Origin of the sequence: Enterococcus sp. AZ071, assembly GCF_050499065.1 — a bacterium.
In the GTDB taxonomy this organism is placed as follows: domain Bacteria; phylum Bacillota; class Bacilli; order Lactobacillales; family Enterococcaceae; genus Enterococcus_A; species Enterococcus_A ferrettii.
The window spans coordinates 713,670-726,524 of the sequence record NZ_JBIPAS010000001.1; the positions used below are offsets into that span (position 1 = coordinate 713,670).

Genomic DNA, 12,855 nt, shown 5'->3' on the forward strand with positions numbered 1-12,855 from the left:
ATAAAAAACGAGTATTATAAAAAAGCATATGTCTCTGAGGAAATAAGCAAAAGAAAAATCAGCTCTTGAGCTGAAAAATTTCTGGAAAAAGCGTGTAATCTGAAAGAGATATGATAAAATGATGAAAATTGGCGGAATCGTCGATAGAAAGTAGGGATAATATGGCAATCAATGAAGAACAAGTCAAGCATGTTGCGAAACTTGCGAAACTTTCTTTTTCTGATGACGAATTGACTGGTTTTACCGATCAACTTGGTAAAATCATCGATATGGTTGAACAATTAAGTGAAGCAGATACAGAAGGAGTACCATTTACCTCTAATGTAATTGACACTGTGAATGTAATGCGTGAAGATGTAGCAACCGAGGGTTGGTCACGGGATGAACTAATGAAGAATGTCCCTGAAAGCGAAGACGGCTTCATCAAAGTTCCTGCAATTATTGATAACGGAGAGGCGGGTGCATAATGGAAAGATTATACGATAAAACAATTGAAGAATTACACAGCCTGCTTGTTTCTAAAGAAATCACAGCAACTGATTTAGCTCAAGATACTTTTAAACGCATCAATGAAACAGAAGAACAAGTAGAAGCCTTTATTACTTTAAATGAAGAAAATGCTATGACTGCTGCTAAATCGACCGATGAAAAAGGAATTACTGAATCTAATAGTTTAGCTGGTATTCCAATCGGGATTAAAGACAATATTGTAACAAAGGGCTTGTTAACAACGGCAGCTTCAAAAATATTGTCAAACTTTAGTCCAATTTATGATGCCACTGTTATGGAAAAGGTTTATAGCTCTGACATGATTACTGTTGGCAAACTAAATATGGATGAATTTGCTATGGGGGGTTCAACAGAAACCTCTTACTTTAAGAAGACGAAAAATGCTTGGGATCATACGAAAGTTCCTGGTGGTTCTTCTGGCGGTTCAGCTGCGGCTGTTGCTGCTGGTCAAGTACCAGTTTCTTTAGGTAGTGATACAGGTGGGAGTATTCGTCAACCAGCAGCCTTTAACGGGGTAGTTGGAATGAAACCAACTTATGGACGTATTTCACGTTTTGGTTTAATTGCTTTTGCTTCTTCATTAGATCAAATTGGTCCGTTTACACGTACTGTAAAGGATAATGCGTTAGCGTTAAGTGCGATTAGTGGTTACGATGAAAAAGATGGCACTTCTGCAGGTGTTGAAGTACCTGATTTTACCGCTGGTTTAACTGGCGATATTAAAGGGATGAAAATTGCTTTGCCAAAAGAGTATCTAGGTGAAGGCGTAAATGCAGGAGTCAAAGAAGCTATTTTGAAAGCTGTAGATACCTTTAAAGCATTAGGTGCGACAGTAGAAGAAGTAAGTTTGCCACATTCAAAATATGGTGTACAAGTCTACTACATTATCGCTTCATCTGAAGCAAGTTCTAACTTGCAGCGATTTGACGGTATTCGTTATGGTTTCCGTTCTGAAGACGTACAAAGCCTAGAAGATGTGTATGTTAATACTCGTACAGAAGGCTTTGGCGAGGAAGTAAAACGTCGGATCATGCTAGGAACTTTCTCTTTATCTGCTGGGTATTATGATGCTTATTTCAAAAAAGCAGGACAAGTTCGTACATTAATTATGGAAGACTTCCAAAAAGTTTTTGCAAATTACGATTTAATTATTGGGCCAACCTCGCCAACAGTTGCTTATGGTATCGGTGAAAATATTAACGATCCAATTACAATGTATCAAAGCGATATTTTAACAATTCCAGTAAACTTAGCTGGGTTACCTGGAATGTCAATACCTGCTGGACTATCTGGTGGTTTACCAGTAGGATTGCAACTGATTGGTAATCATTTTGATGAATCAACCATGTATAAAGCAGCTTATGCTTTTGAGCAAGCAACCGATCATCACAAGCTAAAACCAGTGATTTTAGGGGGGAGCAAGTAATGAACTTAGAAACCGTCATCGGACTTGAGGTCCATGTAGAACTGAAAACTAATTCTAAAATCTTTTCGCCTGCGCCAGTAAATTTTGGAGCTGATCCAAACACGAATACAAACATTATCGACTGGGGTTACCCAGGAGTTCTGCCTGTAATGAATAAAGCAGCTATAGAATTTGGTATGAAAGCAGCCTTAGCATTGAACTGCCAAGTTTCAAAAAATATGCATTTTGATCGTAAAAATTATTTCTATCCAGATAATCCAAAAGCTTATCAAATTTCTCAATTTGATGAACCCATCGGCCATGATGGACATATTGAAATTGACGTAAACGGCAAAAAGAAAACGATCCGTATTGAACGGGTCCATTTAGAAGAAGACGCTGGTAAAAATATGCACGGTATCGGCGGCTATTCTTATGTTGATTTGAACCGTCAAGGAACACCATTAATCGAGATTGTTTCTGAAGCAGATATGCGTTCTCCTGACGAAGCTTATGCTTATTTAGAGGCCCTACGTTCAATTATTCAATTTACTGATGTTAGTGATGTTAAGCTGGAAGAAGGTTCAATGCGTTGTGACGCCAATATTTCTTTGCGACCTTATGGTCAAGAAGAGTTTGGTACTAAGACGGAATTGAAAAATTTGAACTCAATGAGTTTTGTACGTAAGGGTTTAGTTTACGAAGTACAACGACAAACGAAAGTGCTTCTTTCTGGTGGTGCCATTCAACAAGAAACGCGTCGTTATGATGAATCTACAAATAAGACTATTTTAATGCGGGTTAAGGAAGGATCAAGTGATTATCGTTACTTCCCAGAACCAGATATCCCTCGTTTTATTATTGATGATGAATGGATTGAAAAAGTTCGAACAGAATTACCAGAATTGCCTGCTTCAAGAAGAGAACGCTATGTGAATGAATTAGGTTTACCTGAGTATGATTCAATGGTCTTAACATTAACTCGTGAGATGTCTGATTTCTTTGAAGAAACTTTAAAAGCAGGTGCTGATGCTAAACAAGCATCTAATTGGTTGATGGGTGAAGTTTCTGCTTATTTAAACAGTGAAAAGCTGGACTTGGCGGAAACTAAATTAACACCATTGAACTTGGCGGGTATGATCAAATTAATTAACGACGGTACAATCAGTTCTAAGATAGCTAAAAAAGTCTTCCGCGAATTAATTGAAAGTGGCGGGGACGCTAAAGAAGTTGTTGAGGCAAAAGGTTTGGTTCAACTATCTGATCCTGCCCAGTTGCTGCCAATGATTAATGAGGTTCTGGATAATAACCAGCAGTCAGTTGATGATTTCAAAAATGGTAAGGACCGTGCTGTTGGTTTCTTGGTTGGTCAAATTATGAAAGCTACTAAAGGCAAAGCAAATCCTGGAGTAGTTAATCAATTATTGCAAGAGGAATTAGCGAAACGCTAGAAGGAGTCCTATTGTGAAAAAAGCACGATTAATCTACAATCCGGTATCTGGCAAAGAAATCATGCGTAACAACCTAGCAGATATTTTGGATGCAATCGAAAAGGCTGGCTTCGAAACAAGCGCTTTTGCGACTACGCCAGAACCAGATTGTGCTAAAAATGAGGCAAAGCGAGCAGCCGAAGCTGGTTTTGATCTGATTATAGCTGCAGGTGGCGATGGTACGATTAATGAAGTAGTAAATGGAATTGCTCCTTTAGAAAATCGACCTAAAATGGCGATCATTCCTGCTGGAACCACTAATGATTATGCTAGGGCTTTAAAAATACCAAGAAGTAATGTTAAAGCAGCTGCTGAAGTAATTCAAAAGCATCAAACAGTCAAAATGGATATTGGTAAAGCACGCGAGACATATTTTATTAACATCGCGGCTGGTGGCTATTTAACTGAACTGACTTATGATGTTCCTTCTGAATTGAAAAGTATTTTCGGTTATTTAGCTTACCTTGCTAAGGGAGCAGAAATGCTTCCTAGAATTAAACCGATAAAAATGCGTTTAAAATATGAAGGTGGGGAATACGAAGGCGATGCGTCTATGTTCTTTCTCGGCTTAACGAATTCAATTGGCGGTTTTGAGACCATTGCACCCGATGCAATGTTGGATGATGGGAAATTCTCTCTAATTGTTGTAAAAACTGCTAACTTGTTTGAAATTGTTCGTTTAATTACTTTAGTATTGAATGGTGGCAAACATGTAAATGACCCGAAAGTATTGTACGTTAAAACTAATTTTCTCGAAGCTTCCACTTTGGATGGCAATAAGCGGATGATGATTAATTTAGATGGCGAATATGGTGGAGATGCGCCTATGCGATTTGAGAATTTACATCAGCATATTGAGTTTTACGCGAACACTGATGAAATATCAGATGATGCTATTAAAGGAATTGAATTAGAAGAAAAAGAAGCCGGTGAAGAACTTGTCAAGGAGTATAAGAAGTTAGAAGAGCAAGAGGAACAATAATTATTGATAAAGGTATTTCTGCTTTTATAGTGGAAATACCTTTTTAATTTGTCGCTAGAACTGTTGCTTTTTCACCTTTTATTCATTAAACTAAGCAAAGCACTTCCTTAAGGAGGAAATAATGAAAACTATTGAAAAAAATCAAACTTACAATGTTACTATCGACGATCTAACCCATGAGGGACTGGGTGTTGCTCATATTGAAAGATTTCCAATTTTTATTGAGAATGCTCTACCAGATGAAGATGTAGAAATTCTAATTGTAAAAACAGGTAAAAAGTTTGCTTACGGAAAAGTATTACAACGATCAACTGAAAGTACTAACCGTACACCTGTTAAGGACATGGATTTATTAAGAAGCGGAATTGCTCCTCTTAGTCATATGAAATATGATTATCAGTTGGACTTCAAGGAAGAACAAGTAAAACGTGTAATGAATAAAATTGCTCATATGCCGGATGTCCCTGTACTTCCAACTATTGGAATGGCTGAGCCTTATGCTTACCGCAACAAAGCACAAATCCCAGTTAGAAAGTTAAATGATGAATTAGCTACCGGTTTTTACCGGAAAAATTCTCATGAGTTATTACCAATTGAAGATTATTTCATTCAAGACCCTGAAATCGACAAAGCAATTCTTGTTGTAAGAGATATTCTGCAACGTTTCAAAATCAAACCTTATAATGAAGAAGAAAATACTGGTTTTTTACGGCATATTATCATCCGACGCGGACATTATTCCCATGAAATGATGGTAATATTAGTTACTAGGACTGTAAAATTTTTCCAAGGAAGTCGGATTGCTGAAGCGATTCAGTCTGAATTGCCGGAAACTGTTTCAGTGATACAAAATGTAAATAGCGAAAAGACAAATGTGATTATGGGTAAAGAAGACATCTTATTAGCTGGAAAAGAAACCATTGAAGACCAATTGTTTGGCAGAACTTATCGTATTTCGCCACAATCATTTTATCAAGTAAATACTGAACAAGCTGAAAAGCTATACCAAACAGCGATTGATTTCGCTCAATTGAAACCCGAAGATGTTGTCATTGATGCTTATTGCGGTATCGGAACAATTGGCTTATCTTTTGCTGAACAAGTAAAACATGTCTATGGAGTCGAAGTTGTACCTCAAGCGATTGAAGACGCTCAATATAACGCTCAAGTAAATGGGCTTGAGAATGTGACCTACCAAATTGGTAAAGCAGAGAAGGTAATGAAGCAATGGGAACAATTAGGAATTAAGCCTGATGTAATCTTTGTTGATCCACCTAGAAAAGGATTAGCTGAAGAATTTATTCAAGCTTCTGCTGAGTTGAATCCAGATCGAATTGTTTATATTTCATGTAACCCAGCAACTTTAGCTCGTGACTTAGAGCGTTTTGGCGAACTTGGTTATCAAGCAGAAAAAGTTCAACCAGTCGATTTATTCCCACAAACTTATCATATCGAAGCAGTTGTGTTGTTAACGAAGGCGGTGTAAAAAATGAATACGAAAGAAAAGATGATGGAATTAATTAAGAAAAAACAGGCCGGTGGTGGAAGATCTAAAAAGATGGAGTCACCCAAAAATGATCGGAAAAACATGCGAAAAGGACCAAAGATTTACAATAAGTAATTATTGGCAAAGAAAATTCTCGCTTGAAGTCATTTCGTGATCACAATACTCTTTTTGACAAAAGAAGTGACTTAATGGGATGAAGCATTGTTCAAGTGGAAATAGTTGAAACTACTGATAAAACTAAAAGTAGGAGTTTTATCATGACTATTCCTACAACAAAATCTATACACATCGAAATGATATGCAAAATTGTTTATCTAAAAGTTGTTATTAATAATCCTAACATCGCTGTGGAGCATATACGATCTATAATGACTTTATAAATGATCCAAGAGATTTCGAAGAGAATATTGATCTTTATCATTACCCGATTAATCATGATAAGTTGATAATTGGAAAATTTTGTTCGATACTATGTGGTGCAAAATTTTTATTCAATAGTGAAAATCACAGCCAATCCTCTCTCTACTTACACTTTCCTTTTGTTTTTGAAGAGTGAAATGACCAATGACTGGGATAACAAAGGCAACATAGTTATCGGAAATGATGTCTGGATTTGGCTATGAGGCTAACCTCGTAGCTGGTGTTACCATTGAAGATGGAGCTGTAATTAGGGCAAGGGCATTATGGTTACTAAGAACGTGCCTGCCTACATAGTTGTTGGGGAAGTGCCAACAAAAATGATCAAACAGCGATTTCCAGAGAATATAATTTCTAACCTTTTAGATAATTAATGATGGAATTGGCCAAAGAATAAAATAAATGCTTATCTATCAGCAACACAGAGTGGTGATATTTTCTCACTGGAAAAAGCTTTAAAGAATTAGTATCAAAGGAGAATGAAATTGCAAGGAATTTGGATGCAACGTTTACTCAAGCTTTATCAGAAATATGTGCAGTTTATGCAGGGACGTTATGGTAGATTTGATTTTTTAAATAAAACATTGCTGATTATTGGATTAATCATATCCTTGTTTAATCGCTGGATTCCTTACTCTATTGGAAATTTGCTAACTTTGTTCATACTATCTATTATTTTCTATCGTTTCTTCTCTAAACGTATTTATCCAAGAAGTAATGAAAACCAAAAATATCTGCGGATGGTAGAAAAAATCAAACAAAGAGATTTTAGTATTGATCGGTCCTATCGCCAATTTAAATGCCCTTCTTGCAAGCAAAAGATGCGTGCTCCAAGTGGGAGGGGCAAGATAAAAGTTACCTGTAAAAAGTGTCATACACAATTTATCAAGAAGGTCTAGTATACCAAACTAGGCCTTTTCTGATATTCTATTCAAGAGGTGATCGGATGAAGCTAATTTTAATTAGACATGGTGAAAGTGAGGCTAACTTTGCTAACTACTGGACTGGCTGGTTGGACGTTGATTTGACTGATAAAGGCAGTCAACAGGCTCGTGAAGCAGGAAAGCGAATTAAAAATTCTGGCTTAATGATTGATTGTGCTTTTGAATCAGTTTTAAAACGATCAATCAAAACAGCAGAATTAGTGTTGGAGGAAGCTAAAGCCATTTTTGTTCCTGAAGTAAAATCATGGCGATTAAATGAACGTCATTATGGTGATCTAATTGGGAAGAATAAAGATGAAATGGCCGAGAGATTTGGTAAGGATCAGATAAAAAAGTGGCGTCGAGATTTTAACGAAGTACCACCGTTAATTAAGAAAAATCAATTGGATCGAAGATATAAAAATTTAGACCCACGCTTAATTCCTCGAGGAGAGAGTTTGAGTATGACCTCAAAAAGAGTTCTACCTCTGTGGCAAGACCAAGTTGTTCCTAGATTAAAAAATGGAGAGACTGTTCTAGTTTGTGGCCATGGTAATAGCTTGAGAGCACTAATTCAATATTTAGAGGGAATTCCTGAAAATTGTGTAGATGAGATTCAAGTACCCAATGCGACTCCAATCTTATACTCTTTTGATTCAAATTTTACAATTAAGAATAAAACGGAACTATAAAATTATTATGTAAAGCATAGAAAGAGACGAATAGATGAAGAATTTTATTTGGGATTTTGACGGTACACTTTATGATACTTATCCGGTAATGATGGATGCCTTGATGCAAGCTTTACAAGATTTCAAAGTAAAGGCTGAACGCCATCAAGTTTACGAAATGATCAAAGCAGAATCGATTCGCTATTTGATTGAACAGCAAAACTTACCTGAAGACTCATTTAACCGAGTCTTTCATCAGTATGAGAACCAAATTTTGAAGGATTCATTTCCCTTTAGTGATGCCAAGCAAACTTTGGAAAACTTGAAGTTAAGAGGTGGCCGGCATTTTATTGTAACTCATCGTACGGTGGATGCAACTTGGAAGCTCTTAAAACGAGATTTTTTGGATAGTTTAATTGAGGATATTATTGGCAGTGATTCAGGTTATCCAAGAAAACCTGATCCGAGCTCTTTGAATGCGCTAATCAAAAACTATGGATTGGACCGTAAAGAAACTATCATGATTGGTGACCGAAAATTAGATATTGAAGCAGGAGAAAATGCACAAATTGCAACATGCTTTTACAACCGAGACCCTCTCGATACAAAGGTAAATGCGACTTATACAATTACACATCTAAAAGAAATATCCTCTCTTTTTCACCAGTAGACTATGTTATAATTTTAAGGGGGGGGTGCGATATGGAAATAATACGTGATCAAGAGCTTGTTGAAGCCTTTAATTATGGGTTGCCACCAAGGGATCAGGAGGTTAAGCAGAAAATACAGATTAACTTCAGTCCCTTAGAGTCAACCGATCAAAATTATCCGAAAGAAAACAGTATTATGGGTGTTCGTTTTGAGTTTGTTTTACCTTTTGATGCGTTTATTGTCAGTGGGACCGTGTCACAAGTGAACCACGTAATCAATCGACAAATCAGAAACCAATCTGACATGAATGAGGCGGAGGCGAATGAAATGGTGAAGCCGCTCTTCCGGCTAGTGGAGCGCATGATCTATGAAATGACTGAAATTACCTTGGATCAACCAGGAATTAAAATTAATTTTGCTTCGCCAACTGCTCAATAGAACTTTTCCATTGCGGAAGTTTCTTTTTTTGTAAGCTTTTTGAAAGGACAGAATGCTGGATGTAGGTTATAATGATACAGTCACTAAAAATTTCAAGAGTCGCGCACTTATTTTTTAGGGTGGGATATTGAAGAATATTCCCCGGGAACCTTTACTTCCTTTGACAGACTTGTCATTCTAATATGTTTTTTTAAGGAGGAATACAATGACAACTCTGCTCACTGTATTAGTGGTTGCGATCTTTGTTGCCATGCTTGTAGGCTTCTATCAAATGCAAAGAAAACATGTGAAGTTTTCAACACGTGTTTTTACAGGTTTAGGACTAGGAATCGTATTCGGTGGTCTTTTACAATTGCTTTTGGGAAATGGAAGCACGGTTATTACTCAAGCCATGGATTGGATCGGAATCGTTGGTAATGGTTATGTTTCATTATTACAAATGTTGGTCATGCCATTGGTATTTATTTCGATTGTTGGTGCCTTTACTAAAATGAAGTCCAGCAGTAAACTAGGCAAAATTAGTGCAAATGTCCTATTTGTATTATTAGCTACTACAGCTATTGCTGCATTAATTGGCATTGCAGCTGTGATAATCTTCGGATTAGATGGTGCAACTTTTACTAGAGGTGCTGCTGAATCTGCTCGTATCAGCGAATTAGCTGAACGACAAGAAATGGTACAGAATTTTTCAATTCCGCAACAAATTTTAGCATTTATTCCAACCAATGTATTTGCTGATTTTGCTGGAACTCGACCAACAAGTACTATTGGCGTAGTAATTTTCGCAGCTTTTGTTGGAGTAGCCTATCTTGGTATTAAAAGAAAAGCACCCAAAGAGGCTGAATTTTTTGCCAATTTGATTGACAGCCTGTACAAAGTAATCATGCGTATTGTTACTTTAGTATTGCGTTTAACTCCTTACGGGGTGTTAGCGTTAATGACTAATGTATTAGCAACAAGTGACTTTGAGGCAATCCTCAACTTAGGCAAATTTATCGTAGCTTCTTATGCTGCTTTAATTGCTGTGTTATTGGTTCACTCATTAATCTTAATTTTAGTCAAAGTAAGTCCGGTGAACTTTTTCAAAAAAGCTTTTCCTGCTTTAAGTTTTGCATTTACATCACGTTCAAGCGCAGGAACATTGCCAATGAATATTGAAACTCAAACAAAGGCTTTAGGAGTTGATGAAGCGACTGCAAATTTTGCAGGAAGTTTTGGAATTTCTATTGGTCAAAATGGATGTGCTGGTGTGTATCCAGCCATGTTGGCGACAATTGTTGCCCCAACAGTTGGTGTAAATGTCTTTGATTTACAATTCATCATTATGCTGGTAGCTATTGTTACGATTAGTTCATTTGGTGTAGCTGGTGTCGGTGGTGGAGCGACCTTTGCTTCATTAATCGTATTAGGTGCTATGAATTTGCCGGTAGCGATTGTTGGTTTAGTTATATCAGTTGAGCCATTAATTGATATGGCTCGTACTGCTGTCAATGTAAGCGGCAGTATGGTAGCTGGTGTGGTAACCAGTGAACGCATACATGAATTGGATCGGGAGATTTTACAGGATAAAGATGCTTCAATTGAAGTAAATTCATAAAAGAATTCGAAGGCTTGGCTAGCGCGACCAAGCCTTTTTTGGTACACTTTTCCAGAGGTGATGAATAAAATGTTTAATAATCGGTTGAAGATCATTCTATATGCTCAAGATGTAAAAAAATCGAATGAGTTTTGGCAATCGTTAGGCTTTTTTCAAATTAGTTTGGATGAAATAGATGGGTCATTTGTGGCTGAATTGGCCGTTAGTGAAACCAGTGAAACTCACTTAGTGATTTATGATCGTCAGTTTGTTGAGACCAATTCTGGTGAAACGGTGGAGCCATCTCCTGCCTTGATTTTTAGTAGTGATGACGTGTTGAAATTGTATAAAAAATTGAAAGGAGAAAATGTTCAAGTAGGTGAGATTGCTCAAATTGGTGAAGAATATGTTTTCAACTTTGTTGATTTGGATGGCAATTATTTTGTTGTGTCTGGTCAGTAGATACTGACGTTTTCTGTAAGAAAGAGATGAGAAAGATGGACCAGGTTTTTGTTATTGGGGATGTTCATGGGGAATATGATTTATTTGTAAAAATGCTGGAGTTTTTTGAGCCGCAAACACAGCAATTGGTTCTAATTGGTGATTTAAATGATCGAGGAGCAAAAAGTAAAGACTGTTGGTTGTTGGGGAAACAGTTGGTGGAGAAATATCAGGCAGTTTATCTTAAAGGAAACCATGAAGAGTATTTTCTTCAGTTTCTAAAAAATCCTGAAGACTGGTTTGAGAGTTATCTTTATAATGGTGGAAAAGAGACAATTGAAAGCTTGCTTCATGCTGGGGCAACAGAAGAATATTCTCCAACTGAAATAGCAATGTTTATCAGAAGTCGATATAAAGACCTGGTTGAGTTTCTAGGTCACCGTCCTTTCTATTTTGAATGGAAGCAGTATGTGTTTGTACACGCAGGAATTGATTTGGCAAAAAGCAATTGGCGAAACACTGATTTACATGATTTTTTGTGGATTCGCGAACCTTTTCATACAGGCAAAAATCAAACAGGCAAAGTGATTGTTTTTGGGCACACTATTACACCTATGTTGTACGGGGATATGCAAACTACCGCACTTTGGCAGTCAGATAATAAAATTGGCGTTGATGGAGGCGCAGTTTTTGGCGGCTCACTCCATGGAGTGCTTTTTAATAATAGTGGAATTATAGAGGACCATGAGTTACCGAATTTGAAGGGCCCATGGAAGCCAAATTTTTAAATAATTAGTAGGTCTGACATTTAGGTGTCAGATTTTTTTGTAAAAAACCTAGTGATTCTGATACTTTTGTGGCATAGTTAAGAATTGAATAAGGGTGAGAGAAGGAATGAGATGGAAAATAATGTAAAGGGTCATTTAGCTGCAATTGTTACAGTTATCATTTGGGCATCAACCTTCATTTCGACTAAGGTATTGCTGTCTTCATTTTTACCGATTGAAATCCTGTTTATTCGTTTTTTGTTAGGCTTAGTCGTTCTTTTAATAGTTTCACCTAAGCTTTTGCCATTTTCTAGTTGGAGGCAAGAAGGATATTTTGCCTTAGCGGGTATCTTTGGTGTTTTTCTTTATTACTATTTAGAGAATGTCGCTTTAACCTATACTTTAGCTATGAATGTAGGAATTATTGGTTCAATCAGTCCTTTTGTTACAGCATTGCTTAGCCGATTTTTGTTAAAAGAAGGCAAATTGAAGCCTCTATTTATTTTAGGCTTTTTCTGTTCGATTATTGGGATTTGTTTTATCAGTTTGACTGGTACTCTTAACGTAAACCCAATTGGAGACGGCTTGGCGTTCATTGCAACTTTTTTCTGGGCGGGCTACTCGTTGGTGATTAAAAAAATTGGACAGTTTGGTTATTCAACGATTGCAATAACTCAACGTATTTTCATTTATGGATTATTACTTATGACGCCAGTGTTTTTATACTCAATCGATGGCTTTGATTGGGCGCGTTTTGCTGATATAAAAAATATGGGGAATTTACTATTTTTAGGTGTTGGGGCTTCTGCTTTGTGCTTTGTAACCTGGAATTTTTCAGTAAGGCAGTTAGGGGCAGTTCGAGCGGCCATCTATATTTATTCGATTCCAATGTTAACTACGTTAGCATCTGTTATTTTGTTAGGGGAACAGTTAACTATTAAAGCAGGAATTGGAATACTATTGACGTTGTCTGGCCTATTTTTATCAGAATGGCCGAACATAGCTGCTCAGCGGCGAATGAAGGTAAAGTCTCGTTAATAAGTGAAAGTAATGATAATCTGCTGCTAGAAGTTCAAC

At 36.9% G+C, this 12,855-nt stretch carries 14 protein-coding genes; all 14 read left to right on the top strand.

The genetic code is table 11. From position 1 onward, the window contains the following. Positions 1-161 precede the first annotated feature (161 nt). The 14 genes from gatC (at position 162) to IGI49_RS03535 (ending at position 12,816) form a co-directional block, all read left to right on the top strand. Positions 162-467, top strand: a complete 306-nt coding sequence (gatC, locus tag IGI49_RS03470; RefSeq protein WP_207703299.1) for an Asp-tRNA(Asn)/Glu-tRNA(Gln) amidotransferase subunit GatC — start codon at positions 162-164, stop codon at positions 465-467. Then, on the top strand, positions 467-1,936 hold the full coding sequence (gene gatA / locus IGI49_RS03475; protein ID WP_429963362.1) for an Asp-tRNA(Asn)/Glu-tRNA(Gln) amidotransferase subunit GatA: 1,470 nt from the start codon (positions 467-469) through the stop codon (positions 1,934-1,936). The genes gatC and gatA overlap by 1 nt, the downstream gene beginning before the upstream one ends. Next, entirely contained in the window at positions 1,936-3,366 is a 1,431-nt protein-coding gene (gene gatB / locus IGI49_RS03480; protein WP_429963363.1) for an Asp-tRNA(Asn)/Glu-tRNA(Gln) amidotransferase subunit GatB, read from the top strand. The genes gatA and gatB overlap by 1 nt, the downstream gene beginning before the upstream one ends. 13 nt (positions 3,367-3,379) lie before the next feature. Next, positions 3,380-4,387, top strand: coding sequence for a diacylglycerol kinase (locus tag IGI49_RS03485; RefSeq protein WP_207703302.1), 1,008 nt, complete (start codon positions 3,380-3,382; stop codon positions 4,385-4,387). 121 nt (positions 4,388-4,508) lie between these two features. Next, a complete protein-coding gene (gene rlmD / locus IGI49_RS03490) occupies positions 4,509-5,873 on the top strand; it encodes a 23S rRNA (uracil(1939)-C(5))-methyltransferase RlmD (protein WP_429963364.1) in 1,365 nt (454 codons plus the stop codon). 3 nt (positions 5,874-5,876) lie between these two features. Further along, positions 5,877-6,008 carry a hypothetical protein gene (locus IGI49_RS03495; protein WP_278253114.1) on the top strand — a complete coding sequence of 44 codons (132 nt, stop codon included), beginning with the start codon at positions 5,877-5,879 and terminating at the stop codon, positions 6,006-6,008. A 782-nt stretch (positions 6,009-6,790) separates the two neighbouring features. After that, positions 6,791-7,210, top strand: coding sequence for a hypothetical protein (locus IGI49_RS03500; protein WP_429963365.1), 420 nt, complete (start codon positions 6,791-6,793; stop codon positions 7,208-7,210). Positions 7,211-7,257: 47 nt separating this feature from the next. After that, positions 7,258-7,926 carry a 2,3-bisphosphoglycerate-dependent phosphoglycerate mutase gene (locus IGI49_RS03505; protein WP_429963366.1) on the top strand — a complete coding sequence of 223 codons (669 nt, stop codon included), beginning with the start codon at positions 7,258-7,260 and terminating at the stop codon, positions 7,924-7,926. A 34-nt stretch (positions 7,927-7,960) separates the two neighbouring features. Beyond that, entirely contained in the window at positions 7,961-8,575 is a 615-nt protein-coding gene (locus IGI49_RS03510) for an HAD-IA family hydrolase (protein WP_429963367.1), read from the top strand. A gap of 32 nt (positions 8,576-8,607) precedes the next feature. Then, on the top strand, positions 8,608-8,994 hold the full coding sequence (locus IGI49_RS03515) for a DUF1149 family protein (RefSeq protein WP_429963368.1): 387 nt from the start codon (positions 8,608-8,610) through the stop codon (positions 8,992-8,994). A gap of 205 nt (positions 8,995-9,199) precedes the next feature. Further along, entirely contained in the window at positions 9,200-10,591 is a 1,392-nt protein-coding gene (locus IGI49_RS03520; protein ID WP_207703307.1) for an L-cystine transporter, read from the top strand. 69 nt (positions 10,592-10,660) lie between these two features. Then, complete coding sequence (locus IGI49_RS03525) at positions 10,661-11,032, top strand: VOC family protein (protein WP_429963369.1); 372 nt, start codon at positions 10,661-10,663, stop codon at positions 11,030-11,032. A gap of 35 nt (positions 11,033-11,067) precedes the next feature. Further along, positions 11,068-11,799, top strand: coding sequence for a metallophosphoesterase family protein (locus IGI49_RS03530; RefSeq protein WP_429963370.1), 732 nt, complete (start codon positions 11,068-11,070; stop codon positions 11,797-11,799). 111 nt (positions 11,800-11,910) lie between these two features. After that, positions 11,911-12,816: a DMT family transporter gene (locus IGI49_RS03535; RefSeq protein ID WP_429963371.1), complete on the top strand. Its 906-nt coding sequence runs from the start codon at positions 11,911-11,913 to the stop codon at positions 12,814-12,816. Positions 12,817-12,855: the final 39 nt, after the last annotated feature.